Origin of the sequence: Paraburkholderia silvatlantica, assembly GCF_003096715.1 — a bacterium.
In the GTDB taxonomy this organism is placed as follows: domain Bacteria; phylum Pseudomonadota; class Gammaproteobacteria; order Burkholderiales; family Burkholderiaceae; genus Paraburkholderia; species Paraburkholderia silvatlantica.
Genome location: NZ_QEOL01000016.1, coordinates 165,531 through 191,865 on the forward strand (window position 1 = coordinate 165,531; position 26,335 = coordinate 191,865).

The following is a 26,335-nucleotide window of genomic DNA, read 5'->3' on the forward strand; positions in this document are numbered from 1 at the left end:
GTCAGGAGCAGCAAAGCCTTGTCGCGTAACGCCTGGTGTCACATGCCGGCGATCAATTACGCGTCACGCGAATGCATTGCATGGAACGCGAAAAGCATTCCACCGAAAAGCGCATAACGATTGACGCTTATGTTGTTTGGTTCGCTTCTTTCCGACATGGTTACATCGCAGCATCATCATCTGATAGCGTGAGATCGACATGTCGAAAGAGCAGAACGAGGGAAGGCGGCGCATCGTACTGCACCGTATCGCGGGTGTGATGGCGCTGGGCGTTGCATGCGTATTGCCATTGACGCACACCGGTACGGCCCATGCCGCAGGCGATCCCTACTGGGTCGGCGTAACGGGGCCGCTCAGCGGTCAGGATGCGCAGTACGGCGAGCAATGGAAGCGCGGCTTCGATCTCGCGCTCGAGCAGATCAATGCGAACGGCGGCATCAACGGCCATCCGCTCAATTACGACTTCGAGGATAGCCGCAGCGATCCGCGCCAGGCCGTGGCGATTGCACAGAAGTTCGTCGACGACAAACGCATCCTGCTCGAACTCGGCGATCTGTCGAGCGGCGCATCGATGGCCGCTTCGCCGATCTATCAGCGCGCCGGTCTCGTACAATTCGGCTTCACGAATTCGCACCCTGACTTCACGAAGGGCGGCGACTATATGTGGAGCACGGCGATCAGCCAGGCGGAAGAACAGCCGTTGCTCGCCAGCTATGTCACGAAGGGACTCGGCTTCAAGAAGATTGCCGTGCTCTATCTGAATACCGACTGGGGCCGCACGAGCAAGGATATCTTCGCCAAGGCCGCGGCAGAAGACGGCGCGCAGGTCGTGGCAGCGGAAGGCTACCAGCCGAACGAAAGGGACTTCCGCGCCACGCTGACGCGTGTGAAGAGTGCATCGCCGGATTCGCTGGTGCTGATCTCGTACTACTCGGACGGCGCGCAGATCGTGCGCCAGGCGCGTGCTTCTGGCGTGCATGAACCGATCGCCGCGGTAGGCTCGGTGTACTCGCCGAAGTTTCTCGATCTGGGTGGCGACGCGGTGAACGGCGTCTACACGGAGTCGAATTTCTTCCCCGGCGACCCGCGTCCCGAGGTACAGAGCTTCGTGCAGCGCTATCGCGCGAAATACAACGCCGAGCCGGATACGTTCGCAGCGCGCGCGTATGACGCAATGACGTTGGCCGCCGAAGTGATCCGCCGTTACGGCCCGACGCGCAGTGGCGTGCACGACGGCTTCGCGAAGATCGACAACGTGCCGAGCGTGATCTTCGGCAAGTTCCGTTTCGATCCGCAGACGCGCCGCGTGGCGGGTGCAAAGAATCTCGATCTGGTGGTCAAGGACGGCAAGTTCGCGCTGTGGGACGGCAAGGGTGCGCCGCGCGCGCAGTAACCACGATATCGCACAGGACTGATGCTATGGCGGCGTGGTTCGATTACACGGTCAACGGGCTGATCGTCGGAAACATCTATGCGTTGCTCGCGGTCGGGCTGGCGCTGATTTTCGGCGTGTCGCATCTGATCAACTTTGCGCACGGTTCGGTGTATATGGTGGGCGGCTTCATCGGCTGGCTGTGCCTGACGCGGCTCGGCCTGCCGCTGCCCATCGCGCTCGTTGCGACTATCGGCGGCTGCGCGCTGCTCGGCATCGTGATCGAACGGATTGGCTTGCGGCCATTGCAGGGCGCAGCGCGCATCGCGCCGCTGCTCGCTACCATCGGCATCAGCTTCGTGCTCGATCAGCTTGCGCAGATCGTGTTCGGACCGGACCCGCGTCCTGTGCCGGGCTCGCTGCCGCAATGGACGGTGGCGCTTGGCGGCGCGACGCTCAGTTCGCTCGATGTGCTGATTGCCGCCATCGGTATCGGCGCGGCGGCTGTGTTGTACGCGTTTCTGCGCTTCACGCGCTTGGGCTGGGCGGTGCGCGCGACCGCGCAGGACCGCGACGCCGCGCAGCAGATGGGCGTGAACGTGCATGCCGTGAATCGCACGGTGTTCGCGATTGCATGCGGTCTGGGCGGACTCAGCGGTTTGCTGGTCGGCATGTACTACAACAGCATCGATCCGGCGATGGGCTTTCAGGCCACGCTCAAGGGTGTCGTGGCGCTACTGATCGGCGGCCTGGGAAATGTACCCGGTGCGATTGCCGGAAGCCTGCTGCTCGGGCTGGTCGAAAGCTATGGGGTCGCGCTGTTCGGAACGAGCTATCGTGATCTGTTTGCGTTCGTGCTGTTGCTGTTGTTTCTCGTGTGGCGTCCCAATGGGCTGTTCAGTTCGAACCGTCGCCCGCCGCCGGAACCGCTGACGGGCACCTTTCTGTCGAACAGCAAGGCCGTGCGCATCTCGCCGCGTCTGATCGGCATTCTGCTGACGGCCGCGTTTGCGCTGCCCTTCGTTGCGCCGTTTCCGTATCTGCTGCAGACGCTCACGAACGGCTGGATCTTCGGCCTGCTTGCGCTGAGCCTGACGCTGGTCGCGGGCACGGTGGGGCAGATATCGCTCGGTCATGCGGCATTGCTGCTGATTGGCGCGTATGCGTCCGCGTTGCTGTCGGTCGATCTGGGCTGGTCGCCCGCGCTGACGATCCTGCTGGCGGGCGCGATCACGGCTGTGATCGGCACGTTGCTGATCTATCCGTCGTTCCGGCTGCGCGGCCACTATGTGTCGATTGCGACGCTCGGTATCGGCGAAATCGTCGGGCTTGTGATTCTCAATTGGGACAGCCTGACGCGCGGACCGATCGGCGTGACGGGCATTGCGCCACTGTCGCTGTTCGGCTGGGAACTGTCGGACGCACGCGGGGTGTACTGGTTCACGCTGGCCGTGCTCGTCGTGCTTGCCGCGCTTCAACTGCGGCTGCTGCGCTCGCATCTGGGCCGTACGTGGCGCGCCATCCGTGAAGACGACGTGGCGGCGCGCGCGTACGGCGTCCGACCGAACCGCTACAAAGCCATCGCGTTCGCGTGCGGCGGATTTGCAGCAGGTATCGGCGGTGGGATTGCCGCGCATCTTTATAGCTACATCAACTACCAGACCTTCGATTCGCAAGTGTCGATTCTCGGCCTGACGATGGTGATACTCGGCGGCCTCGGCAACGTGCCGGGCGCGATCATGGGCGCCATTGCGCTGGTCGGTCTGCCGGAGCTGTTCCGTTTCGCCGCCGACTACCGCATGCTGGTCTATGGCGTGGTGTTGCTGCTGCTCGTGCGCTTCCGTCCACGAGGCCTGTTCGGCGCCGTCTGAGGAGATGACGATGGCCATTCAGAACAGTCAGGCGTCGCCCGGCATCCTGTTTGACGTGCGCCATGTGACGCGGCGTTTCGACGGCCTGACGGCGGTGGATCAGGTCAGCCTGTCCGTCGCCGAGGGCGAATGCGTGAGCGTGATCGGACCGAACGGTGCCGGCAAGTCGACACTTTTCAATCTGCTCGCGGGCACGGACAAGCCGGACGACGGCATCGTGCGCTTCGACGGCGACGACGTTACGGGCTTCGCGCCCGAAGCATTGGCGCAGCGTGGGGTGGCGCGCACTTTCCAGCATGGCCGCGTGTTCGCCAATTTGAGCGTGCTGGACAACGTGCTGATCGGCGCACATTCGCGGCTTGCGATGACGCGGCGCGGCTGGCCGCTGATCGGTGCAATCGCGGAGGTGTATCGCGCGCTCGTGCCGGGCACGCGGCTGCGCCACGAAGACGAACAGTTGCGCGACGAAGCGAAGGCCGTACTGGCACGCTTTGGAACGCGGCTTATGCCGCGCATCGATGCACCCGCGCACAGCCTTTCCTATGCAAATCGCCGGCGCGTCGAAATCGCACGCGCTTTGATGCTGCATCCACGCATCCTGTTGCTCGACGAACCGACAGCCGGAATGAACGAATCCGAAACCGCGGAGATGCTCGAACTGATCCTGCAACTCAAGCAGGAGGGGCTGACGATCCTGCTGATCGAGCACAAGCTGGATTTGGTGATGCGTCTGTCGGACCGCGTGATCGTGCTGGACGACGGCAGGAAAATCGCCTCGGGTCTGCCCGATGAAGTGCGCAACAACCCGCGCGTGATCGAGGCTTATCTCGGGCATCGGCATGTCGGGCAGCGGACGGGCCACGTCGTGCCCGCTGCTGCGTGAGGTTTCTCGTGCGAGACAAGAACGGCAATACGCGAGTCGTGCCATGACGGATATTTTGCTGAGGCTGGACAGCATCGACACTTTCTACGGTCAAAGCCAGGTGCATTTCGGCGTCGATCTCGCCGTGCCGCGCGGCGAGATCGTCTGCCTGCTGGGCGGCAATGCAAGCGGCAAATCGACCACGATGAAGGTGATACTCGGCCTGCACAAGCCGCGCTCGGGAGACGTGCTGTTCGAAGGCGCGTCCATCAAGGGGTTGCCGACGGCGCAGATTATCCGGCGCGGCATTGCATCGGTGCCGGAAGCGCGCCGCCTGTTCGGCGACATGACGGTGCGTGAGAACCTGCTGATGGGCGCGTTCTCGCGGCATGACCGCGATGGCATCGCGGCGGACTACGAACGCATGCTGGCACTCTTTCCGCGCGTCAAGGAGCGGCTCGCGCAGCGCGCCGGCACGCTGTCGGGCGGCGAGCAACAGATGCTGGCGATGGCGCGGGCGCTGATGAGCCGTCCGTCGCTGGTTTGCATGGACGAGCCGACCATGGGTCTATCGCCACTTTATGTCGACAAGGTGCTCGAACTGATCCACACGATCAATCAGCAGGGCGTGACGTTTTTTATGGTCGAGCAGAATGCGAGCCTCGCGTTGCAGATTGCGCATCGCGGGTATGTGCTGCAGACAGGGCGTGTGGTGCTCTCGGGCGAAGCGCGCACCTTGCTAGGCGATCAGCGTATCCGCGATGCGTATCTCGGCGGCGCGCTGGCCGCCGAGACGGCGTCGTAACGAACGCCGGGCTTCGATATGCCCGGCGTTGTCGTGCCGCGCTCTGGAGCGCCAGCGCGCTCAGGCGGTTCACGCGTGCACGAGTCCAACCGCGCGCCGTGCGTGAGTTCGCCCGGCAATGTGCGCGCCTGAGCTACATCGGCATGCGTGCCGCCGCGCAGGACAGTGAAGCCCGGTTCGGTGAAGTCTGCGATGGTCTGTTTGAGTGAACGTGCAGCTTCATGCCATTTTGCATTCGGCCGGCAATCGCGGCAGCGACCAAACCGCTATACGTTCCCCAGCCGCTTCTCCAGCCAACGCGTAAAGAGCGAAATCGGATAGCAGTAAGCGAAGAAGATAACCAGCGTCGCCAGATAGCTCAGCACAGTAAAGCTCGATCGCGCTACCGTGCTGCTCGCGACCTGCGCGGTGTCGATCAGATCGTGAATGCCGACCAGCGACGACAACGCTGTCCCCATCGTGATGATCGCGTAGACGTTCATCCATGGCGGCAGCATGCGTCGTATGCACTGCGGCAAGACGATATGCAACAGGATCTGCGCGCGTGAGAACGCGAGGGAACCGGCCGCTTCCCATTGTGTGGTCGGAATCGAAGCCACCGCGCCGCGAAATACCTCGGCGATGTTGGCGCTGGCGGGAAGCGCCAGTGCAAGCGTCACCTTCAGCCAGTCCGGAAACGGAAACGTTGTGCCGAACAGCGTGAACTCGAACGGAAACACATACGTCGTGAAATAGACCAGAACCAGCCACGGCGCATTGCGAAAGGCCTGCACCCACAGTTTTGCCATGCGTCCCGGCAGCGAATGCGCGAGTGCCAGCGCACCGACCGCCAGGCCGAGGATCGAGCCAATCGCAATCGCGCCGATGCTGATCGACACGTTTAGCGCAAAACCATGCGCGAGCGCAGGCGCCCACTCGACGAAGCGCGCCAGCGTTTCGCCCCGTGCGCCGGAGTCGGGCGCGAACGCCCATAGCAGTGCACCCGCAACCAGCACACCGAGCGCCGCAGCGACGCCAGGCGCGGGGCCGCGTATGCGCTTTGCCGGGCGGGTTTCTGCAACAGGAAAAGACGATGCAGCCGACCTAGGCGCCATAACCGGGAATCCATAAACGTCGTTCGAGCCAGCGTCCTGCGCGGCTCACCAGCCACGTGAGCAGGCCGAAAAAAAGCAGAATGACGATCATCAACGCGAGCACGTTGTCGCGCTGCGTCCAGATCATGATGGACTGGTAAGTGATATCGCCGACGGCAATCGCCGATGCGAGCGCCGTCGCTTTCACCAGTTCGACGACGTTATTGACCAGCGAGGGTAGCGCCGTGCGAAACGCGAGCGGCAGTTCGATGCGCCAGAAACGCGTGGCGCGGTCGAAACCCAGCGACGCAGCCCCCTCGAGCGTTTGCGCCGGCAACGCGTCGAACCCTGCGCGCAATGCCTCCGCGTGAAAGGCGCCCTTGTGCAGCGACAGCACCAGCACAACCCAGAAAAACGGCCTGAACGGGTTGTCGATATGACTCTCGCGCAGCCACTGGGTAATCAGCATGTTCAGCACGAGAAACGCGCAATACAGCTGCACCAGTGTCGGCGTGTTCCGCGTGAGTTCGACGTAGGCGCGCGCGGATGCGGCGATCCACACGTTCCGGTGCCGCAACGCAATGAGCAGCAGCAAGCCCGCGAGCGCACTGCCGAACATCGTCGCGATGACCAGTTCGACGCTCACCACGATGCCCTGTAAGAAGGGCACGCGGTCGTACGCATCGAAGAGGAAACGATAGTCGACACCCGCATGCGCCGCCGCATCGACCCACGAATGTAAAGAGAACGCCATGTCTATTGTACGGAGGGCAACTGCTTGTGCCACTCTGCGAGCGCAGGCGACGCCGGCGTCAGACCATTCTTCGCTTCGTCTTCGATAAGCCAGCCCGTGCGATGCCAGTCACGAACGATGGCATCGAGCTTCGCTGCTGTGTCCTTTTCGCCTTGCCGTACCCAGATCACCGAAGGCGCCGGTTCGAGTTCCGGCTGCAGCGTGCGGTAATCACGCCATTCGGGATCATGCTGCTGCAACGGATAGAGCAACGGTGCAGCGTCATGCACGGCTGCGACGCAGCTTCCGCCGCGCAGCGCGAGCAGCGATTGCGACGCGCCGGGGAATGCGCGCGGTATCGCGCCGTATTTCTCGACCACGGGGCGGATATAACTGCTGCCTTGCGAAATGCAAACCGGCTTGCCGCGCAGATCTTCCCACTTGGCGATACCGCTCGAATTCGGCGTGATCGCCGTGCCGCCTACGCGATAGTACGGCGTCGGTACGTGGTCGAGAATCTCGCCGCGTTGCGCGTTGTATTCCATGTTCGCGATCAGGATATCGACCTTGCCTTGTTGCAGGAATTGAACGCGCGTCGAGGGCAGCACGGAGACGAGCTGGACCTTCACGCCGAGACGCTTGCCGATGTCATTCGCGAGGTCGACATTCATGCCGCGTGGCTGCTGGGTTTGCGGATCGAGCGAGCCAAACGGACTGCCTGCAATCATCACGCCAACGGCGATTTCATGGCGTGAATTGATCTTGTCGAGCGTCTGGTCTGCGTGAGCGTGCGGCGCGAATAGCGTCGCGGCGAGCGCCGCAAGCAGCGAAAACCGCAGCGAGAAACCCACGGATATTTTGTTATGAACCCCTTTACTGACTGTCATGGGCGATCGGATAAATGAAATGACTGAGGCGATCAGGCGAACCACGGCGAATAATCCAGAGCCGGACGGCATACCCTATGCCAATCCCGATTCGCGGCCAACGAAATGAATCTGCTAAGCAAAGCACGCAGACGTTAAAGCGTGTCCGTATATGCCGTCGCGCCGTTCTCGTGCATACAGCAGATCGCCGCATAAGGTTTTGCCGATTCGTTGGTTAGTGAATGCCTTTTGCGTTCCTAGAATGATCGGCTGCTGCGTGCGCAACTGGCTTGACGCGCGGCACCGCGCCATCGAAACCGGCCCGAAAACCAACCGTGGAGGCGGCATGAACCGCATTGCTATCGACGAACAGACGGCCCTCGTCAACGCCCACGCTGCCGGTCATGTGTTGCTGTCGTTGCGCGACGTGCATTTGCAATACGGCAATACGTCTGTGCTCAACGGCATCGATTTGTCAGTGCAGCGCGGCCAGGCCGTGTCGATCATCGGCCCGTCAGGGTCGGGCAAGTCGACCATTCTGCGTTGCATCAATGGCCTCGTGTCGCCGCAACGCGGCGAGATTCATGTCGATGGCATCGATGTACGCGCGCTAACGACCGATGCCCAACGCATCGCATTGCGCAAGCGGATCGGCTTCGTGTTTCAGCAGTACAACCTCTTTCCGCATCTGAACGTGCTGGACAACCTGACCATCGCGCCGATGCGCGTACTCGGCCGCAGCCGCGCGGAAGCCGAGGGCGACGCGCATGCGCTGCTTGCCAGGGTGCGGCTAGGCAACAAGGCAAAGGCCTATGCCGGCGCGTTGTCGGGCGGCCAGCAGCAACGCGTGGCGATTGCCCGCACGCTCGCCATGCGGCCTGATCTGATCCTGTTCGACGAAGTGACATCGGCACTCGATCCCGAGACCGTTGGCGAAGTGCTCAACGTCATCGGTGAACTGGCCGACGAAGGACAGACCTGCGTACTGGTCACACACGAAATGCGCTTCGCGGAGGACATCAGCGACGAAGTGTTTTTTACGGAAGGCGGCGTGATCGTCGAACACGGCAGCGCCCAGCAGATCTTCCACGATCCCGTTCACGAACGAACCAGGCTCTTTTTGCAGCGTGCCCGGGGCGAAGACTGTGCGGGCCGCATGCGGCGGCGTGACCAGCGCGACACGCCAACCACACACGATACCTCAATCCGACGATCATGAGCACAACCACCAACGAAGCCGTCACGGACGTGGCGGCGCAACGCAAGGCCGCGGTGCAGGCGCTGCTTGCCGATGCACGCACAATCATCGACGAAAAAGGCGTGACGCGCGAAGCGCTTGCCGCAATCAGCGCGCGCCTGCTCGAACTCGCAACGCATCGCGCGCTGTTCGACTCCGCCGATTTTCCGCCGCCGCAACGCGATAGCGGCGATACGTCGACGCGTTATCGCCTCAATCCCGGCGAAGACGGTTTCGCGCTGTATCTGAACTCGCTGCTGCCCGGCAAGACGACGATCCCGCACAACCACGACACGTGGGCGGCGATCGCGGCGATCGACGGTGCCGAACTGAACCGCATCTATCGTCGCACCGACGACGGCCGCGACCCGGAACGCGCGAAAATCGAACTGGCACAGGAAGTCGTCGTGCGCCCCGGCGTGCCCATCGCATTCCTTCCCGACGATATTCATAGCATTCACGTTGGCGGCGCGGAGCCGACGCTGCATTTCCATCTTTATGGCCGTCCGCTCGAAACGCTGACGGGGCGGCTCGGCTTCGAGACCGACACCGGACTGATCGTGCGTTATAACGCGACGCATATGCAACGTGCGACGCAGGCGGTAGGTTGATGACGGCACCCGGCGATCAGCTTCTGACCCGCGTCGTGCATGCGGGCTCGCCGCCATTCGATCACGGCGCGGCGCCTGTCAACGTGCCTGTTGTACGCACGAGTACCGTGCGCTTTGCGAGCGACGCCGACCGTGTCGCGCTCAATCTTCGACGTGAAGCGGGCGAGCCTGTCGGTACCTACGGGCGGCACGGCATGGCGACGCACCGCGCGCTGGAAGCCGCGATTGCCGAACTCGAAGGCGCAGATGAAGTGCTGCTGGCGCCTTCCGGCTTGTCGGCGGTGTCGCTGGTCTTTATCGCCCTGCTGTCGCCGGGCGACCATGTGCTGGTGCAGGACAGTGTGTATGGGCCGGTGCGCGAACGCGTGGAGCCGTTGCTCACGCGGTTGGGCGTATCCGTCAGTTATTTCAGCGCGAGCGACGGCGTGCCCACGGCAAGCGTCAGGCCGAGTACGCGGCTCATCTATGCAGAGTCGCCGTCGTCGTTCCTGTACGAGGTGATCGATCTACCGGCGCTTGCGGCATTCGCGCGCGAACATCGCATCCTGCTGGCCGCGGACAATACGTGGGGCGCCGGGCTACTGTACCGGCCGCTCGCGCTCGGCGCGGACATCTCCGTGCAGGCGGTCACGAAATATCTTGGCGGCCATTCCGATCTGATGCAAGGCGCGGTATCGACTGCGAATCCCGCGCTGGCCAGCGAACTTCGCGATGCACACGACGCGCTCGGCCTGAGCGTGAGCGCGGACGACGCATGGCTGGCGCTGCGCGGTATCCGTACGCTCGCCGTGCGGCTCGCCCAGCATGGCCGCAATGCACTGGAGGTCGCGCAATACCTGCAGACCGAGCGCAATGCGATCTCGCGCGTGTTCCATCCCGCGCTGCCCGACGATCCGGGCCATACGCTATGGCGGCGGGATTTCACGGGCGCCAATGGACTCGTTTCATTCGCGTTGCGCAACGCGGATCAGACGAAGGCCGGCGCGTTCGTCGATGCATTGCGTCTGTTCGGCATCGGCGCGTCGTGGGGCGGCTACGAAAGCCTCGCGCTGGTCGCGCCGCCGTCCCGAGTGTGCGAACACAGTTTTTGGCGCGGCGATGAACCCGTGGTGCGGCTCCACATCGGCCTCGAAGATCCCGCCGATCTGATCGCCGATCTCAGGCAGGCCTTTCACCGCGTCCTTCAGTAGGCAGCGCACTTTCTCCATTTCATTGCTGATCGAATCCGAATGACAGACAGTTTTCCGCTGATTCCCGCGACGACCGTGCGCGAATGGTTGAACGACACACAGGAGCTCGCGTTATTCGACGTGCGCGAAGCCGGCGAATTTGGTGAGGGCCATCCGTTCTTCGCGATTCCGCTACCGTATAGCCGGCTCGAACTCGATGCCGGGAGGCTTGCGCCGCGTCGCAGCGTGCGCGTCGTCCTTATCGACGACGGCGCTGATAACGATGCGGTTGCGAGGCGTGCCGCAACACGTCTGCATGCGCTGGGCTATACCCGCGTGTCGATTCTGCAGGGCGGGGCGCGAGGATGGGCCGAGGCGGGCTACACGCTTTTCAAAGGCGTCAACGTGCCGTCGAAAACTTTCGGTGAACTGGTCGAGCACGCATTCGGCACGCCGCATCTGTCGGCGAAGGAGCTCGCGCAATGGCAGGCCAGGGGCGAGCCGCTTGTGCTGCTGGATGGACGTACTGTCGAAGAGCACGAGAAGATGACCATTCCCGGCGCGATCAGTTGCCCGAATGGCGAACTGCCGTACCGGATCGGCGCGCTCGCTGCCGATCCTGAGACGCCCATCGTGATTCACTGTGCGGGCCGCACTCGCAGCATCATCGGCGCGCAGCTATTGCGCAGCCTCGGCATACCCAATCGCGTCATTGCGCTGGAAAACGGAACACAGGGCTGGACACTGGCCGGACTCAAACTCGAGTACCGCAGTACGCGGCGCTATCCGGATGCGGTTGAAGAGCGCGCCATAGCCGACGCGCGCAAGCGCGCCGTTGAACTGGCGCAGCGTTTCGGGTTGGCGTCGCTCGATACGCGCACAGGACAGGCCTGGCTCGATGCGCCCGATCGCACCACGTATCTGCTCGACGTGCGCAGTGCCGAGGAGTTCGCCCGCGATGGCGTACCCGGCGCGGTGCACGCACCCGGCGGTCAACTGCTGCAGGCAACCGATCAGACCATCGGCGTGCGCGGTGCGCGCGTATTGCTGGTCGATCACGATCGGGTGCGGGCGCCCGTGATCGCGACGTGGCTCGTGCAGCTCGGTTTTGAAGCGGCGCTTATTGCGGAACATCACGCGCGCGCCTTGCGTCCGACCGAAGGCGACGCTGCCACTGCACCGCGCGGCACCGACGTGGATCGCGTCGGCGCGGACGGACTGCGCGCATTGCGTGGCGCAGACGGCGTGCATCTGATCGATTTGCGCCCGAGTGCGGCCTATCGCAAGGGCCATCCTCAGGGCGCGCGCTGGTCGATCCGGCCGAGGCTGCTCGATGCGTTTGCTGGCATCGATCGCTCCGCGCGAATCGTGCTGTATGCGGATGCTTCGGAACTCGCCTTGCTCGCCGCTCTCGATCTGCGCGATGCGGGATTCGTGAATGTGTCGGTTGCTGAAGCCGGTATCGATACCTTCAAACAGGCAGGGTTTGCGCTGGAAGCAACACCGCAGACGCCGCCCGATCGTGAGCGCATCGACTATCTGTTCTTCGTGCACGACCGCCATGAAGGCAATCTCGATTCCGCGCGCGCCTATCTGTCCTGGGAAACGGGTTTGATCGCCCAGTGTGCAGCCGATGAGCTTCAACACTTCAGGATCGCTGCGCAGCCCCCCGTTTCCGACATGCTTTCCGGGTTGACCCATTCATGATGTCCAGTTTGTCGAAGCGCACGTTGCGCGCCAGTCTGCTTTTATCCGCTGTCGCGGCCTGTGCCGCAGCAGCCGGCACCGCACATGCCGATGCCACGCTCGATCGCATCAAGGCGCGCGGCACGCTCGTAGTCGGTGTCGTGCTGGATGGCACGTATGGCACGCTCGATCCCGCAACGCGCCAGCCGATCGGCTACAACGTCGAGCTTGGCGAAAGTCTTGCGCGTCATCTGGGCGTGAAGTTCGAAGCCGTCGAAGTGACGCCGCCGAACCGCGTGCAGTTCCTGCAGCAGGGCAAGGTCGATGCGCTGATCGCCAGCATGCAGTACACGAAGGAGCGCGACGAGATACTCAGCTACGTGCCGACGCCGTTCGAGGAAATTGGCGGCAGCGCGATGGTGCACAAGGGTTCCGGCATTCATGACTGGACCGATTTGCGCGACAAGCCGGTGTGCGTCTCTCAAGGCAGCAACTACACGAAGCCGCTGATCGAACAGTACGGCGCACAGGTCAAGGCGTTCAAGGGAATGCCTGAAGCGTTGCTCGCGCTGCGCGGCGGCACGTGTGTCGCATCGGTGCATGTGACACCCGGTATTCAGGCGCGTCTGGCGAATCCGTCGGGTGAATGGAAAGACTATGAATCTCCAATGCGTACCCAGCTCATTCCATCGCCATCCGTGATCTGGGTTCGCAAGGGACAGACCGACACCGTTGCGGCGTTCGACAAGATCGTCAAGGACTGGCATCGCACGGGCTTTCTGATCGAAGAAGGCAACAAGTGGCACATGCCGCCTTCGCAACAGCTACAGCAGTGGCATCAGCAATACGCGTCCAACAAGGAAAACTGAACCATGACACAGACTGTGGATGTAGATCACGAGGCCCGCCGTACGCTCGATCTGCTCGGACCGGCGCCCGACAACTGGGTACCGGACCATCCCGGCATTGATCACAATGTCTTGATCGTCGGTGCAGGGCAGACGGGCTGCGCCTTTGCGTTCGCGCTGGGACGCGCGGGCATTGGCCGCGTCAGCGTGATCGATGCGGCGGCCGATGCGTCGAAAGCGGGTGTGTGGCTCAACCGTGCGCGCATGAACAAACTGCGTACGCCGAAGACGCTGGTCGGGCCCGAAGGTGGCTTGCCGGGACTGAGTTTTCGCGCGTGGTACGAATCGCGTTTCGGTGCCGCGTCGTATCAGGAGATCGACCGTATTCCGCGCGAGCGATGGGCCGAGTATCTCGCGTGGTATCGCGAGTTTCTCGAGGTGCCGATTCGCTACGGCACGCGCCTCGTGAAAATCGAGCCGAAGGACACGCATTTCGCGCTGCATCTGGAAACGGGCGGCAGCACGCATGTCGAGACTGCACGCAAGATCGTGTTGTGCAATGGCGTGGCGGGCAACGGCGGGGCGCTCGTGCCGACCGTGCTGCAGTCGTTGCCTGCGCACCTCGTCGCGCATACGTCCGATGCGATCGATTTTTCCGCCCTGCGCGGCAAGTCGGTCGCCGTGCTGGGCGGTGCCGCTTCCGCATTCGATGCCGCAGCGACTGCGCTCGAAGCCGGCGCGGGCGAGGTCCATCTGTTCGCGCGCCGCACCACGCTCGCGGCCACGCCTGTATCGCGCGCGCGTGCGTATCCGGGCGCCTACGACAACTACTTCGATCTGCCGGACGCATTGCGCTGGGCACAGGCGCTGCGCTTCAAGCGTTCGGGATCGACAGCGCCGCCTGACTCGATCGAACGCGTCACGCGCTTCGAGAATTTCCATCTGCATCTCGGCGCGCAATGGGCGTCCGCAAGCGAAGCGGCGGGGCAGATCGAAGCCGGGGTGGCGGGCGATTCATTCCGCTTCGACTTTGCGATTGCGGGAACGGGTTACTTCGTGAATCCGGCTGCACGTCCCGAACTGGCAGACTTTGCATCGCACATTCTGCTGTGGCGAGATCAGTACACGCCGTCGAAAGAAGACGCGGACGATGGACTCGGTGCGCATCCATATCTCGGCCAGGCGCTCGAATACAGGGAAAAGGTGGCGGGGCAAGCGCCGTATCTGAAGCATATCCACGTCTACAATCCGGCGGGCTTTGTGAGTGCGGGTGTGCCCGTGGGCGACGTGCCGAGCATGAAGCGCGATATCCCGGCCGTGGTACGCCGCATCAGCCGCGATCTGTTTCTGTCGGATATCGACCTGCATGCAAAGCGGCTCGCTGCCGAGGTGCCGCCGGAGTTCGATGAGTCGGCGTATGCGTCGAGCGTGTGGCGCATCGAGACGTCCGGGGCCTGAATGCGCTTGAAAGCGGAAATGAGAACGGTCGTCGATGACGCCCGTGAGCCCCGCTTCGGCGGGGCCTTTCCGCTCAAACGTCACGCGCACCCGTTCCTGCGCGCCACATCGGCGCGCAATTGATCGCCGAGCGCAGTATGGCACAGCACGGCACGCTGCTTCCGAAGCACGCGATCATTGCTCGATCTGCCGGTTCCAGCGTGAATCCCACTGCGCGCGGTGCTCGTTGATTACCTCCCAGTCCACCACCGTCACCTTCTTCACGAGCTGGTCGAGATTACCCAGGCTCTTTTGCATGTCGGCCGGCATGGTCGCGTTCTGGTTGGTCGGGATCTGCTTGCCGGCGGCGGCCGCCTTGCTCTGCGCGGGCGCCGAAAGCAGGAACTGCGCGAGCTTTTGCGCAAGCTGCGGATCAGGATTGTTCTTCACCACGCAAAGGTCCACGAGCAGCAGCACGGCGCCTTCCTTCGGGTTGGCGTAGGCAACGGGCAGGCCCTTGTCCTTCAGGTCGCCCACGGCGGTCGGCGTGAGCGGGAAGATGCCGGCCTCGCCGGTCTGGATCATCTCCGAGAGCTTGGCCGAATTCGGAATGTATTCGACGACGTTCGGCCCCACCGTGCTCGCCCACTTCGTGAAGCCCGGCTCGACATTGCTCTCGCTGCCACCCATCAGACGGTTGATGGCGAGAAAGCCATGCAGCCCGAAGGTGCTGCTCGAAGCCGACTGGAACACGACCTTGCCCTTGTATTTCGGATTGGCAAAATCGAGCCACGAAGTGGGCGGCGTCCAGCCTTTATCCGCGAATACCTTCGTGTTGTAGCCGATGCCCGTCATGCCGAGCTGCACGCCGGCGCCTATGTCGCCTTTCATGCGCGCGAACGGATAAAGCTCCTTGAGCACCGGCGAATCGTCGAGCTTCTCGCACACGCCCATGCTCACGGCGCGCGCCATTACGCCGTCGTCGAGAAAGGCGACATGCATCTGCGGGCTGTTGCGGTTGGCGAGGAGCTTCGCGAGCACGTCGGACGACGTGCCCGGCACGACCACCACCTTCACGTTGTTAGCCTTCTCGAAGTCGGGCAGGACCTGGCTCGTGTAAGCCTTCTCCATCGGACCGCCGTTCATTCCGATGTAGATCGTCTTTGTTTGCGACCAGGCGCCGGGCGAGACGCCCAAGGCAACGAGCGCGGCTAGCGAGGCCAGGGTGTGTGTGAGTTTCATCGAGGGGACTCCTTATTTGATTGGGAGGGCGGCATGAACGGAAGACTGCGTGAAGCGGCCGATAGCGAACGCTTCGATGGGCGTGTTCGTCGCCCCTTCAGTGATGAGATCCGCGAGGACTTCGCCGACGCCAGGCGCCAACAAGAAGCCGCCGCCGGAAAAGCCGAAAGCGTGCAAGAGGCGCGGCGTGGTGTTGCTGAAACCGATGATGGGGTTGCTGTCCGGTGTTTCGCCTTCCACGCCGCTCCATGTGCGGATGAGCAGCGCATCGCGCAGGCCGGGCAGCAGTTCGCAGGCGTCGCGCATGACAGCGCGCGTGGTCGCGGTGGAGGGCTGCGCGTACTCGCCGTCGCCGTGTCCGCGCCCGCCGCCGATCACGCAGTTGCCGCGCTCGACCTGGCGCGCATAGACGCCGCCGCCATACACGCCCAGGTTGTGCTGGATAAAGCGCGGCAGTGGCTCGGTGACCCACATGTTCGGGTAGATCGGCTTCATCGGCACGGTTTCGCCGAACGCGCCCGCCACCGTATTGGCCCAGGCGCCCGACGCGTTGATGAGCCAGTCGGCGCTGATGCGCTCGTTGCCCGCTCGCATCTGGAAGCGCCGGCCGTCGAAGCTCAGGTCGCCGAGCGCGGTCTGCTCCTGCACGTGCGCACCCGCCCGCCGCGCCGCCGCCGCGAAGCCGGGCGAGACGAGACGCGGATTCGCCTGGCCGTCGCTCGCGCATAGCGCCCCGCCAATGGCGGCCTTGCCGAGCCAGGGGTAGCGGCGGCGAAACGCTTCGCCGCTCATGACCCGCGACTCCACGCCGAAATCGCGTGCCATGGCGGACCATGCGTGAAGCGCCTCGAGATCGCTGTCGCGGCGCGCCAGGCGCAAGTGTCCCGAGACGACGAACTCGCCGTCGATGCCGATCAGCTCGGGCAAGCGGTTCCACACACGCCGGGCGCGCACCGCAAGCGGCAGTTGCTCGGCGCTGCGGCCGTGGGTGCGCACGCCGCCGTAGTTCACGCCGCTCGCCTGTGCACCGCAAAAGCGCCGCTCGAACAAGCCGGCGCTCACGCCCTTGCGCGCGAGCGCTAGCGCCGCCGATGCGCCGACGAGCCCGCCGCCAGCAATCACAACCTGGAAGTGGCGCGTGTCACTCATCGTGGGCTTCCTCTTCGACGACCTGCACGCCGTCGTCGAACAGCATCGGCGAAATGGGAATCGGCTTGATAGGCGCCTGGCTGCGCAAACGGCCCACCTCGTGCAACGGCTTGCCGGTCTCCGCGCTCAGCAGCGCCATGGCGGATTCGCCGCACATGCGTCCCTGGCAGCGCCCCATGCCGATACGCGTGAGCGCCTTCAGCCGGTTGACTTCGGTAGCGAAACCGTTGCGTATGCAACTACGCAGCGTGCCTGCGTCGACTTCCTCGCAGCGGCAGACGGTCAGATCGTCGGGCCAGCTGGCGGCGCAGTTGGCCGGAGGGGCGAACGCCTGCTCGATGCCCACGCGAAAGCGCGTAATACGCTCGAGGCGCTTTTCGATCGTTGCCGCGTCAGGCATGTCGGCATCGCGCTTTGGCGCTTCGATGCCGATGTCTTCGAGCACCGCGTGCGCTGCGCGGCGGCCCGCGAGTTCGGCGGCATCGGCGCCTGCGATACCCGCGCCGTCGCCGGCCAGATAGACGCCCGGCACGGAGCTGCGGCCTGCCGCATCGCGCTCGGGCAGCCAGCAGCGGTTGAGGGCGTCGAAGACGAAGCGGCAGCCCGCGAGATCGGCGAGCTGGGTTTCTGGCCGCAAGCCGTGGCCGAGGCCGATCGCATCGCAGGCAATGGCGTGCTCTTTGCCGTCGGCCGCGCGCCAGCGCACGTATTGCACCGCTTCGTCGCCTTCAATGGTCTCGAGCGCAACGCTACGCTCCATGCGCACGCCATGCGCCTTGAGCCACGCGACGTAGTACACGCCCCTGGCGAAGGTGCCCGGCTGGTTGAGCAGCTTCGGCGCGGCGGCGGCCTGGCGCGCGAACGGGCTCGTGTCGAGCACGGCGGCCACTTGCGCGCCCGCTTTTGCATACTGATAAGCGACGAGGTAGAGCAGCGGCCCGGTGCCGGCGAACACGGTGCGCTGGCCAATTGCGCAGCCCTGCGCCTTCAGCGCGACCTGCGCGCCGCCGAGCGTATAGACGCCTGGCAACGTCCAGCCAGGCAATGGCACGATGCGGTCGGTCGCGCCGCTCGCGATGATCAGGCGCGACCAGGGCACGCTCGCTTCGCGGCCTTCGCGCAGGGTGTCGAGCCGGCCCGGCTCGCACGACCACGCGAGCGTGTCGGGGCGATAGTCGATCTTCGTGAGCAGCTCGGCCATGGCGCGATGGACCGCGTCGGCTTTCTTCGCCTCGAAGCCGTAGAGCGCGGTTTTCGTGCGCGAGAAGCCCGCATCGGCTACGGGCTGGCGATAAATCTGGCCGCCCCAGCGCGCGTTTTCGTCGATCACGGTGGGGCGCAGTCCCGCAGCCACCAGGGTTTGCGCGGCACGAATGCCGGCCGGTCCCGCGCCGACGATGACGATGCGATCGGGCCTGGCCGCGCTCATCGCGCACCTCCGTTACAAGCTTCGGTATCCGGAACGGGTTGTGTCACTACACGCATGCCTTCATGCAGTGTCGTGGAGCAGGCACGCAGGCGCGTACCGTCTTCGCTGCGCACCCAGCAGTCCTGGCAAGCCCCGATCAGGCAGAAGCCCGCGCGTGGCGCCGTGCTGAACTCGCTGCGGCGCACGTGCCGCTGGTGCGTGAGGATCGCGGTGAGCAGCGTATCGCCCACGAGCGCTTTGACTTCGACGCCGTCTAAAACGAAGGAAACGCTTGCGCGCGCGGTCTCGGCAACGCGGACGAACTGGGCAAGGGGAAGCGGCGTGACGGTACTCATGGGAGGTCGGTAGCGCGGCAACAAGAATCGAACGAGACGGGCGGCGTTCAGTGCTGCCCGATCAGAATGCGGTTGAGCCCGTACACGCGGTCGAGCAGGAACATCGCGCCCGCCGTGATGAAAATGACGAGCGCGGAAACGGAAGCCATCATGGGATCGATCGACTCGGTCGCATACATGTACATGCGCACGGGCAGCGTGACGGTTTGCGGCGAGGTCACGAAGATCGACATCGTCAGTTCATCGAAACTGTTGATGAACGCGAGCAGCCAGCCGCCCGTGATGCCGGGCACGATCATCGGCAGCGTGACGCGGCGGAAGGTGGTCCACGCGCTCGCGCCGAGCGACGCGGCTGCATGCTCGATGCTGCGGTCGAGGCCGCTTACTGAGGCGAGCACGAGCCGCATGACGAACGGCGTGATGATGATCATGTGCGCAAGGATCAGCCACGCGAACGAGCCAGTTGCGCCGATCAGCGCGAAGAAGCGCAGCAGCGCGATGCCCAGAACGAGCCCCGGAATCACGAGCGGCGAAAGCAGCAGTGCGTTGAGAAAGCCGCGGCCCGGAAAGCGTGCACGCCCGATTGCGAGTCCCGCAGGCAATGCGATGACGAGCGAGAGCGTGGCTGAGGCGAACGCGAGTTTGAGGCTGTTGAAGAACGCGGTGATGAAGTCCGGGTAGTCGAGAATCGCGCGGAACCAGCGCAGCGAGAGTCCGTGCGTGGGGAGCGTCAGGGTTTCGTCGGGCGTGAAGGCCACGAGGATCACGATGACGAGCGGCGCCAGCACGAACAGAATGACGAAGCTATGAAACGTGAGGGCGAGCGGTCCGTTTTTGCGCATGGTGGTGGGTCCTGGGGCCTGTTCACATTGATAACGGGCTTGCAAATGCGCCTAGCCCATGCTGCGCGCGTAGCGCCGTTCGAGCACGCGGTAGTAGGTGAGCATCACCACGAGATTGGCGACGAGCAGGAGCACGGCGATGGTCGCGCCGAGCGGCCAGTTCATCGAGCTCAGGAACTGGTCGTACACCGCGGTGGCCGCCACCTTCAGGCGCCTGCCGCCCAGCAGGCCCGGAATCGCGAAGGCGCTCGCCGACAGGCCGAACACCATGAGGCTGCCGGAGAGAATGCCCGGCATGAGCTGCGGCAGCACGATGCGGCGCATGGTGGTGAACGGCGAGGCCATGAGCGACAGCGCTGCGTTTTCGGTTTGCGGATCGAGCCTTTGCAGCGCGGTCCATACCGGAATCACCATGAACGGCAGCATCACATGCACGAGCGCGACGACGATGGCGAAGGTCGTGTACTCGAGCTTGAAGGGTCCCGCGCCGAACAGGCCGAAGAACTGGTTCACGAGGCCGTTCATGTTGAGCAGCATGCTCCAGCCGAACGCGCGCACCACGACGGAAACCAGCAGCGGCGCGAGGATCACGAGCAGGAAGAGCGAGCGCCACGGGTCGCGCATGCGCGAGAGGATGTACGCCTCGGGCGTGCCGATCACGACGCACAGCAGCGTGGTGAGCGCGGCAATGCCGAAGGTGCGCAGGAAGATCGTGTGGAAGTACGACGAACCCAGCACTTCCACGTAGTTGTGCAGATCGAATGCGGCAATGGGGCCGCTCATCGGATCGAAGCGGTAGAACGTGAGCGCGACGGTCATGGCGAGCGGCACGAGCACGAGCGCGGCGAACAGCAGGAGCGCGGGTGCGCTCATGAGCCAGAGCGGCAGGTAAGCCTGCCAGCCGGCGCGCATGGTGGCGCGCGCGGCAGGCTGCGAAGCGCGGAGCGTGCTAGACATGGGCGCCCTCCTGATGGATGAAACGGATGGCGTCGCTATGCCAGTCGATGCCCACGTGGTCGCCTTCGGCAAGCGGCTCCCTGCCCTCGTTCTGGCAGCACACGAGCATTTCGCCCGCGCGGCTGTCGAGCCGGTAGAGCCACTGGCTGCCGAGGAAGAAGCGGCTCGTCACGCGCCCGGCGAGCCGGCCCGAGCCGCTTGCGCACAGCTTGAGCTTTTCGGGGCGGATGCACAGCGTGATCGCGTCGCCCACGCCCACGGCGCGGCCGCGCTCGGGCAGTTGCGCCGTCGAGCCCGTTTCCGCGAGATCGTGGCCGAGGTCCACGCGGATCGTGTCGCCCTCGCGCGCGACGATGCGGCCCGCGAGCATGTTGGCCTTGCCGATGAACTGCGAGACGAAGTCGTTCTCGGGCCGCTCATACGCGCGATAAGGCGTGTCGACCTGGGTGATCCGGCCGCTTTCCATCACGACCACGCGATCGCTGATCGACAGCGCTTCGGACTGATCGTGCGTGACCATCAGCGTGGTCGTGCCGATCTTGCGCTGAATGGCGCGCAGTTCGAACTGCATGTCTTCGCGCAGCTTGGCGTCGAGATTGGACATCGGCTCGTCGAGCAGCAGCACGGGCGGCGCGATCACAATGGCGCGCGCAATCGCCACGCGCTGGCGCTGGCCGCCCGAAAGCTCGCGCGGAAAGCGCTGCGCGTAAGCGTCGAGGCGCACGAGCGCGAGTGCCTCGCGAATGCGATCCCGGCGCTCGGCTTTGTCCACGCCGCGCATTTCGAGGCCAAAGCTCACGTTCTGCTCCACGCTCATGTGCGGAAAGAGCGCATAGCTCTGGAACACGATGCCGAGGCCGCGCTTGTTCGGGGGCGTGTGCGTAATGTCGCGCCCATCGAGCGTGATACGCCCGCGCGTGGTCTCGACGAAGCCGGCGATCATCTGCAGCGTCGTGGTTTTGCCGCAGCCCGAGGGGCCGAGCATTGAGACGAACTCGCCTTTTTCCACCGACAAATTGACGCCCGCAACCGCCTGCAGATCGCCAAACGATTTCGATACATCGGTCAGGGTGAGGAACGACATGGGGTGGCCTTCCAGTGCTTGGGTTGCGCCGGCACCCGCTAAGCGGATTGCGGTGCGGGACGTTGAAGCGGACTGTAGCTAGCCAAATTTTTGGTCGTCAATTTAAAATTCCATCAAACGATAGAAATCTGACTTATATTCCGTTTAATGGAATATAGAAGCGGCCTGGCTTATGGGTTGTTTCACCCGGTGGACCTCGGGAAATCCCTGAATGAGCCGGCTGCCGGGTGATGATGTGTGGCAGTTCAATCTTTCAGTCAGCGCGCCAATTCGTACGGGCTTCCGACGGATATTCCGCTGAATGAAATAAATCGAGGTTGATATGACGTCAGTGGAAGAGAAAAGTGGAACGCCGGCCGACGACGCACGCAGCGCCGGCGTGTTGCAGCGCGCATTCGCGCTGATCCGCGCACTCGGGGCAAGTCAGGCGGAAGGCAGCCGCGTGACCGCACTCGCCAAGGCTGTGGGGCTGACCCAGGCCACGGTGCACCGGCTGCTGCAGGGGCTGATCGCCGAAGGCGTGGTCGAACAGGACGAAGGCACGAGGCGCTATCGGCTGAGCGTGGATTTTTTCGCGCTCGCGGCACAGGCGGGCAATCCCAGCGGCATGCGCACGCTATGCCGGCCTGCATTGCTGCGGCTGTGCGCAAGCCTTGGCGACACCATTTTCCTGCTCGTGAAGAGCAGCTTCGACGCGGTTTGCCTCGACATGTGCGAAGGTCCGTTTCCGATCCGCTCGTTCACGGGCGATATTGGCGGGCGCGTAGCGCTGGGCGTGGGGCAGGGCAGTCTTGCCATTCTCGCGTTCCAGCCCGAGGCCGAGCGCGAGGAGATCATTCGTTTCAACGTGCCGCGTTTGCGCAGCTACGGCGTCCTGGACGAGGTGTATTTGCGCACGGAAATCGAGCGCGTGCGCAAGCTCGGCTACGCGGGACGCAATACCGGCGTGCTCGAAGGCATGGCGGGCGTGGCCGTGCCGATTCTGGACCACAACGGCTGCGCCGTGGGCGCACTGAGCGTAGGCACGCTGGCTGCTCGTCTCACGGAGGACCGCTTGCCGACGATCGTCGAGCTGCTCAAGCGGCAGGCCGAGATCATCGGGCCGCAAACGAACCCGTTCGATGTGGCGGTGCGCCGCCCCATGCACGGGTTCACGCGGGCAATGACGACACAACCGCTGGCTTGAACGACGATGAGCGGGATTGATCAGGTCAAATGGATTCCTAACTAACTACCCTGATCGCGAATCGTTCTCGTTAGATGATCGGTATGCAAATGGGCAGCAGGTCCGTGCATTGCTGCACTGCAAAACCGAGCAGTATGATCGGAAAAAAATAACCAGGGAGATAACCTATCCGCATGCGTCTTGGTTTTGGCGTAAACGGGCAGGTTGCTGTTCGTAGACTGGGAGTCGATGTACGAATGGCAGTTCGCCGCTGCGGAGCTTCGCAATCTGTCGCGGCGCGGGCAGGTGCCCCCGGAAACGAAAACAGAAGCGCTCGAAGCGCCATTGGGTGTGTAGCGTTGCAAGACCCGGAAGGGACAAAGGCAACCCGCCGCGTGAGATGTACATATTGAGTACATGCCGTTGCCACGTCGACGAGAAGTCATTGAGGAGCATGGGTGCTGGGGGAGATGGAGCGCAGGTGGGACCCCGCGGCGCTTGCAGTCAGAATATACCGGTGATCGATGACGACCATAAACGACCGGACGTTGCCCGTTTTCGAGGCACCGGCTGCGACGCCGGTGCCGGTACGCGCGGCGCCTTCGATCTTTCATGAGCGCTGGTGGCTCGACATCGCCACGCAAGGCGACTGGAAGCTTGCGATGGTGAAGCAGAACGGCGAGGTCATCGGCGAGATGCCGTACGCGATGCAGCGCACGCGACTGTGGCGTGTCTCGCACCTGCCGCCGCTCACGCGCACGCTCGGGCCGGTCATCAAATCCGTGACGGGCAGCGAGGCTCGCCAACTGCACCATGAACTCGACGTGACCGGAAAACTGATCGAGCAGTTGCCCGACTGCGACAGCTTTTTCCAGGTGCTCGACCCGCGCATCGACGACGCTCTTGCATTCGCACTGCACGGCTTCACGGTGTCGGCGCGCTACACGTTCCGCATCGACTGGAACACCACGGCCGACGAGGCATGGAAGCGTCTGAACAGCAAGACGCGCAATGTGATCCGCAGCGCCTCACGCGAATTGACCGTCGTGCCGGATATCACGCCCGACGAGTTCATCGCGTTCTACGACGCGAATCTCGCGGCGCGTTCGCGTACCAATGCTTACGGGGATGCAGTCATGCGCGACCTCGTCAACGCATTCGTCGAGCGCAAGGCGGGGATGTTGCTCGGCGCCTATGGGCCAGGCGGGAAGCTCGTGGCGGCGGTAGGCCTCGTCTGGGACCATCAGGCAATGTATTACCTGCTTTCGTCGCGGGCGCAGGACGCGCACAGCGGCTCGATCAGCCTGCTGCTGTGGACCGGCATTGGCCGCGCGCTGGAGCGCAAGCTCACCTTCGACTTCGACGGCTTTTCGAGCCCATCGACATTCAGCTTCCTCAACGGATTCGGCGCGAAGCTCACGCAGCGGCTGGGCGTCGAGCGCCACGGCACGGTTTATTTGCTGATGCGTACGCTCAAGCGGAAGTTTGTGCCAGGGCGCGTTTTCGCCCCCAATCTCTGAGCGGCGGGGCGCCGTGTAGCGAGCGATAGAGCCAAAGGGCGCGCTACACGAGTTCGTGCCGCGCAGGGTCGCTTGTGCGGCGGGTCGTGACCTCGGCAAGCTCCAGCGCGCTCGATGCGAAGAGCAAGGGCGTCCAGCGCCGGATCGTGCTTTGCGCACCGGCGGCCAGGCGCTTGCGCAGCGCGGGCTCGCCGCCCAGCTCGCCGATACGCTGCGCGAGCGTCGAGACGTCGCGCGGTTCGACCACGAAACCGTTCACGCCGTCGATCACCACTTCGCCAGCCACGCCGCATGTGCGCGTGACGATGGCAGGGCACCCGGCCGCGAACGCTTCGTTCACGCACAGGCCCCATTGATCGAATTCGCTCGCCAGCACGACGAATTCCGCGAGCGCGTAGAGATTCGGCATGTCCTGGTTGGCGAGCGAGCTGAGTATCGTCACATGCGGCATCAGGCCGAGCGATGCGATACGCGCGCGCAGTTGCGCTTCGAGCGGGCCCTGACCCACCAGAACGAGGCCGATATTTTCGTTGTACACGCCGGATTTACGGTAGGCGTCGATCAGCACGTCGACGTTCTTGCGCGCAACGAAGCGGCTCACGCACAACACGTAGCGTTGCGGCAGGCCGAAGCGGGATCGCACGGCCTCGGGGTTATCGCTCGCGGCCTGCGCGAGATCCGAGAAATAGTCTACGTCGATCACGTCGAAACCGATGCGGGATCGTTCCTTCGGTATGCCAAGCGACTGCGCGTAACGGCGATGCTTCTCGCCCGCCACGAGCGCGCCGTCGAAGCGGCTCACGATGAAGCGCTTGAGCCGCTCTTTGGTGCGCTGGCGCAGTCCGTCGTCGGCCTTCGAGTCCGACATGTAGATGAGCTTGAAGCGCCGCGTGAGATGTCTGAGGAAACAGAGCACTGCCGAATAGCCGGTGTTGTAGCCGAGCGTGATGACCACGTCGGGCTCGAAGTTGCGCACCTTCGCAATGAGGCGCGCCGTGTCGCGCGCGCCGAGGCCGTCGCTGTCGGCGCCGTTTTCCACCAGCGTTTCCGCCATGCGCGGCCGGTTCGCGAAGAATGCGGCGCGGCGCTCCTGAGGGAAGCCGTAGACGCCCGAGCGGGCGAAGACCTCGAGCAGCGCCACCTGGTGGCCGCGACTGGAGGCCGCGCTGACGAGAGCCTCGTAGCGAGGGACGTGATAGTCGCCCAGGTTGCCGATGACGAAGAGGATACGCATGGACAATGACGGCTCACGGTGGCGCTTGGTTGAGCAGGCAGCGCACCCCGGGTGCCTGGCCTGCATGAAATCCCCGGACAGTCGTCCCGACCTGCCGGGCAGCGTTGGCCGCGCCACATCGCTCGCACATTCGCGGCAGGGACCCGCAGTCACGCCGTTTGTTGCATCGTAACCCGATTGTGAGGCGTTTTTACACGATGTCGGCGATCAGCGAAAACTTGTCCGATATGGCGGAGGCGATGCAAAGCAGATGAAAACGCACCAGAGGATTCTTCTGAAGAATGCGCAAGAGGTACGCACGCAGTGGCACACGACTTGCATAGCTTTGGCCGATTGACACGATTTCCAGGCGCAAGAGGACGGATTGTGCCAGGCTTGTGACCGATTGTCATGCCAATGGACATCAATCGGCGCGGTGCGATGAAAACTGTCATATCAATTCGTCACACTGGAGGTTTGGCATGTTTCAATACTTCGGAAGAAGGGAAAGCGCTTAAGGTCAGCATCAGATTTTCAGCTTAATATCTTAGGGTTCACCCGCGGCGCCTAGTCCTTCAATTCGATAACAAACATGCGAGCCGGAATGCCGATCGAATGTTTTGCGTAATGCGTTTCGAGGCAATTGCGTGGCGCTGGGCGCCGACGAGACAAGCCATCGGGCGCACGCGAATAGCAAACCGGGTTTCACCACACTGCGCGGACAAACGAGGAATATGAAAACGCTGTTTCTGCAGGCCCCGTCGTATGACGGCTTCGACGGTGGCGCGGGCTCGCGCTACCAGGCAAAGCGCGAGATCCGCTCGTTCTG

General features: G+C 63.6%; 23 protein-coding genes. 12 read left to right on the plus strand and 11 right to left on the minus strand.

All coding sequences use genetic code 11. The annotated features are described in order from the left end of the window. Window positions 1-193 precede the first annotated feature (193 nt). The 4 genes from C7411_RS21590 to C7411_RS21605 are packed head-to-tail and all read left to right on the plus strand — an operon-like array spanning window position 194 to window position 4,910. Window positions 194-1,393: an ABC transporter substrate-binding protein gene (locus tag C7411_RS21590; RefSeq protein ID WP_373682621.1), complete on the plus strand. Its 1,200-nt coding sequence runs from the start codon at window positions 194-196 to the stop codon at window positions 1,391-1,393. Between the two features lie 26 nt (window positions 1,394-1,419). Next, window positions 1,420-3,243, plus strand: coding sequence for an ABC transporter permease (locus C7411_RS21595; RefSeq protein WP_110386090.1), 1,824 nt, complete (start codon window positions 1,420-1,422; stop codon window positions 3,241-3,243). A 10-nt stretch (window positions 3,244-3,253) separates the two neighbouring features. After that, a complete protein-coding gene (locus tag C7411_RS21600; protein ID WP_110386122.1) occupies window positions 3,254-4,126 on the plus strand; it encodes an ABC transporter ATP-binding protein in 873 nt (290 codons plus the stop codon). A 43-nt stretch (window positions 4,127-4,169) separates the two neighbouring features. Further along, the gene (locus C7411_RS21605; RefSeq protein WP_110386091.1) at window positions 4,170-4,910 is read left to right on the plus strand and encodes an ABC transporter ATP-binding protein; all 741 of its coding nucleotides are present in this window, start codon (window positions 4,170-4,172) and stop codon (window positions 4,908-4,910) included. Window positions 4,911-5,176: 266 nt separating this feature from the next. Here C7411_RS21605 and C7411_RS21610 read toward each other — a convergent pair whose 3' ends face one another. Genes C7411_RS21610 through C7411_RS21620 form a run of 3 tightly spaced genes read right to left on the minus strand, consistent with a single transcriptional unit; the run spans window position 5,177 to window position 7,603 of the window. Continuing rightward, complete coding sequence (locus C7411_RS21610) at window positions 5,177-6,004, minus strand: amino acid ABC transporter permease (RefSeq protein ID WP_110386092.1); 828 nt, start codon at window positions 6,002-6,004, stop codon at window positions 5,177-5,179. Beyond that, window positions 5,994-6,737, minus strand: a complete 744-nt coding sequence (locus C7411_RS21615; RefSeq protein WP_110386093.1) for an amino acid ABC transporter permease — start codon at window positions 6,735-6,737, stop codon at window positions 5,994-5,996. The genes C7411_RS21610 and C7411_RS21615 overlap by 11 nt, the downstream gene beginning before the upstream one ends. A 2-nt stretch (window positions 6,738-6,739) precedes the next feature. Beyond that, entirely contained in the window at window positions 6,740-7,603 is an 864-nt protein-coding gene (locus C7411_RS21620; RefSeq protein WP_110386094.1) for a transporter substrate-binding domain-containing protein, read from the minus strand. Between the two features lie 325 nt (window positions 7,604-7,928). On the opposite strand from C7411_RS21620, the gene C7411_RS21625 reads away from it, so the two are divergent. Genes C7411_RS21625 through C7411_RS21650 form a run of 6 tightly spaced genes read left to right on the plus strand, consistent with a single transcriptional unit; the run spans window position 7,929 to window position 14,591 of the window. Continuing rightward, a complete protein-coding gene (locus C7411_RS21625; protein ID WP_110386123.1) occupies window positions 7,929-8,801 on the plus strand; it encodes an amino acid ABC transporter ATP-binding protein in 873 nt (290 codons plus the stop codon). Next, window positions 8,798-9,430 (plus strand): cysteine dioxygenase family protein, encoded by a 633-nt coding sequence (locus C7411_RS21630; protein ID WP_110386095.1) that lies wholly within the window; start codon window positions 8,798-8,800, stop codon window positions 9,428-9,430. Before C7411_RS21625 ends, C7411_RS21630 begins: the two co-directional genes overlap by 4 nt. Then, a complete protein-coding gene (gene metC / locus C7411_RS21635) occupies window positions 9,430-10,620 on the plus strand; it encodes a cystathionine beta-lyase (RefSeq protein ID WP_110386096.1) in 1,191 nt (396 codons plus the stop codon). Before C7411_RS21630 ends, metC begins: the two co-directional genes overlap by 1 nt. Before the next feature lie 39 nt (window positions 10,621-10,659). Continuing rightward, complete coding sequence (locus tag C7411_RS21640) at window positions 10,660-12,306, plus strand: rhodanese-like domain-containing protein (RefSeq protein ID WP_110386097.1); 1,647 nt, start codon at window positions 10,660-10,662, stop codon at window positions 12,304-12,306. Further along, window positions 12,303-13,154, plus strand: coding sequence for a transporter substrate-binding domain-containing protein (locus tag C7411_RS21645; RefSeq protein WP_181431359.1), 852 nt, complete (start codon window positions 12,303-12,305; stop codon window positions 13,152-13,154). Before C7411_RS21640 ends, C7411_RS21645 begins: the two co-directional genes overlap by 4 nt. A 3-nt stretch (window positions 13,155-13,157) precedes the next feature. Next, a complete protein-coding gene (locus C7411_RS21650; protein WP_110386098.1) occupies window positions 13,158-14,591 on the plus strand; it encodes a flavin-containing monooxygenase in 1,434 nt (477 codons plus the stop codon). Window positions 14,592-14,765: 174 nt separating this feature from the next. On the opposite strand, the gene C7411_RS21655 is transcribed toward C7411_RS21650, so the two are convergent. Genes C7411_RS21655 through C7411_RS21685 form a run of 7 tightly spaced genes read right to left on the minus strand, consistent with a single transcriptional unit; the run spans window position 14,766 to window position 21,608 of the window. Beyond that, the gene (locus C7411_RS21655; RefSeq protein ID WP_110386099.1) at window positions 14,766-15,812 is read right to left on the minus strand and encodes an ABC transporter substrate-binding protein; all 1,047 of its coding nucleotides are present in this window, start codon (window positions 15,810-15,812) and stop codon (window positions 14,766-14,768) included. A 12-nt stretch (window positions 15,813-15,824) separates the two neighbouring features. Continuing rightward, entirely contained in the window at window positions 15,825-16,961 is a 1,137-nt protein-coding gene (locus tag C7411_RS21660) for an NAD(P)/FAD-dependent oxidoreductase (RefSeq protein ID WP_110386100.1), read from the minus strand. Next, window positions 16,954-18,390 carry an NAD(P)/FAD-dependent oxidoreductase gene (locus C7411_RS21665; RefSeq protein ID WP_110386101.1) on the minus strand — a complete coding sequence of 479 codons (1,437 nt, stop codon included), beginning with the start codon at window positions 18,388-18,390 and terminating at the stop codon, window positions 16,954-16,956. The genes C7411_RS21660 and C7411_RS21665 overlap by 8 nt, the downstream gene beginning before the upstream one ends. After that, entirely contained in the window at window positions 18,387-18,725 is a 339-nt protein-coding gene (locus C7411_RS21670) for a (2Fe-2S)-binding protein (RefSeq protein ID WP_110386102.1), read from the minus strand. The genes C7411_RS21665 and C7411_RS21670 overlap by 4 nt, the downstream gene beginning before the upstream one ends. Before the next feature lie 47 nt (window positions 18,726-18,772). Continuing rightward, window positions 18,773-19,567, minus strand: coding sequence for an ABC transporter permease (locus C7411_RS21675; RefSeq protein WP_110386103.1), 795 nt, complete (start codon window positions 19,565-19,567; stop codon window positions 18,773-18,775). A gap of 51 nt (window positions 19,568-19,618) precedes the next feature. Then, a complete protein-coding gene (locus C7411_RS21680) occupies window positions 19,619-20,524 on the minus strand; it encodes an ABC transporter permease (protein WP_110386104.1) in 906 nt (301 codons plus the stop codon). Next, complete coding sequence (locus tag C7411_RS21685; protein WP_110386105.1) at window positions 20,517-21,608, minus strand: ABC transporter ATP-binding protein; 1,092 nt, start codon at window positions 21,606-21,608, stop codon at window positions 20,517-20,519. Before C7411_RS21685 ends, C7411_RS21680 begins: the two co-directional genes overlap by 8 nt. A gap of 322 nt (window positions 21,609-21,930) precedes the next feature. On the opposite strand from C7411_RS21685, the gene C7411_RS21690 reads away from it, so the two are divergent. Beyond that, complete coding sequence (locus C7411_RS21690; protein WP_110386106.1) at window positions 21,931-22,794, plus strand: IclR family transcriptional regulator; 864 nt, start codon at window positions 21,931-21,933, stop codon at window positions 22,792-22,794. Between the two features lie 503 nt (window positions 22,795-23,297). Beyond that, window positions 23,298-24,293 carry a GNAT family N-acetyltransferase gene (locus C7411_RS21695; protein ID WP_243413273.1) on the plus strand — a complete coding sequence of 332 codons (996 nt, stop codon included), beginning with the start codon at window positions 23,298-23,300 and terminating at the stop codon, window positions 24,291-24,293. A gap of 43 nt (window positions 24,294-24,336) precedes the next feature. On the opposite strand, the gene C7411_RS21700 is transcribed toward C7411_RS21695, so the two are convergent. Continuing rightward, window positions 24,337-25,527 carry a glycosyltransferase family 4 protein gene (locus C7411_RS21700; RefSeq protein ID WP_110386107.1) on the minus strand — a complete coding sequence of 397 codons (1,191 nt, stop codon included), beginning with the start codon at window positions 25,525-25,527 and terminating at the stop codon, window positions 24,337-24,339. Between the last annotated feature and the right edge of the window lie 808 nt (window positions 25,528-26,335).

Coding starts and splice junctions, on each gene's coding strand:
- C7411_RS21675 (WP_110386103.1), bottom strand. CDS start 19,567: ATGCGCAAAAACGGACCGCTCGCCCTCACGTTTCATAGCTTCGTCATT.
- C7411_RS21690 (WP_110386106.1), top strand. CDS start 21,931: ATGACGTCAGTGGAAGAGAAAAGTGGAACGCCGGCCGACGACGCACGC.
- C7411_RS21650 (WP_110386098.1), top strand. CDS start 13,158: ATGACACAGACTGTGGATGTAGATCACGAGGCCCGCCGTACGCTCGAT.
- C7411_RS21600 (WP_110386122.1), top strand. CDS start 3,254: ATGGCCATTCAGAACAGTCAGGCGTCGCCCGGCATCCTGTTTGACGTG.
- metC (WP_110386096.1), top strand. CDS start 9,430: ATGACGGCACCCGGCGATCAGCTTCTGACCCGCGTCGTGCATGCGGGC.
- C7411_RS21605 (WP_110386091.1), top strand. CDS start 4,170: ATGACGGATATTTTGCTGAGGCTGGACAGCATCGACACTTTCTACGGT.
- C7411_RS21630 (WP_110386095.1), top strand. CDS start 8,798: ATGAGCACAACCACCAACGAAGCCGTCACGGACGTGGCGGCGCAACGC.
- C7411_RS21610 (WP_110386092.1), bottom strand. CDS start 6,004: ATGGCGCCTAGGTCGGCTGCATCGTCTTTTCCTGTTGCAGAAACCCGC.
- C7411_RS21665 (WP_110386101.1), bottom strand. CDS start 18,390: ATGAGCGCGGCCAGGCCCGATCGCATCGTCATCGTCGGCGCGGGACCG.
- C7411_RS21670 (WP_110386102.1), bottom strand. CDS start 18,725: ATGAGTACCGTCACGCCGCTTCCCCTTGCCCAGTTCGTCCGCGTTGCC.
- C7411_RS21695 (WP_243413273.1), top strand. CDS start 23,298: ATGACGACCATAAACGACCGGACGTTGCCCGTTTTCGAGGCACCGGCT.
- C7411_RS21700 (WP_110386107.1), bottom strand. CDS start 25,527: ATGCGTATCCTCTTCGTCATCGGCAACCTGGGCGACTATCACGTCCCT.
- C7411_RS21615 (WP_110386093.1), bottom strand. CDS start 6,737: ATGGCGTTCTCTTTACATTCGTGGGTCGATGCGGCGGCGCATGCGGGT.
- C7411_RS21595 (WP_110386090.1), top strand. CDS start 1,420: ATGGCGGCGTGGTTCGATTACACGGTCAACGGGCTGATCGTCGGAAAC.
- C7411_RS21680 (WP_110386104.1), bottom strand. CDS start 20,524: ATGTCTAGCACGCTCCGCGCTTCGCAGCCTGCCGCGCGCGCCACCATG.
- C7411_RS21640 (WP_110386097.1), top strand. CDS start 10,660: ATGACAGACAGTTTTCCGCTGATTCCCGCGACGACCGTGCGCGAATGG.
- C7411_RS21655 (WP_110386099.1), bottom strand. CDS start 15,812: ATGAAACTCACACACACCCTGGCCTCGCTAGCCGCGCTCGTTGCCTTG.
- C7411_RS21645 (WP_181431359.1), top strand. CDS start 12,303: ATGATGTCCAGTTTGTCGAAGCGCACGTTGCGCGCCAGTCTGCTTTTA.
- C7411_RS21660 (WP_110386100.1), bottom strand. CDS start 16,961: ATGAGTGACACGCGCCACTTCCAGGTTGTGATTGCTGGCGGCGGGCTC.
- C7411_RS21620 (WP_110386094.1), bottom strand. CDS start 7,603: ATGACAGTCAGTAAAGGGGTTCATAACAAAATATCCGTGGGTTTCTCG.
- C7411_RS21625 (WP_110386123.1), top strand. CDS start 7,929: ATGAACCGCATTGCTATCGACGAACAGACGGCCCTCGTCAACGCCCAC.
- C7411_RS21685 (WP_110386105.1), bottom strand. CDS start 21,608: ATGTCGTTCCTCACCCTGACCGATGTATCGAAATCGTTTGGCGATCTG.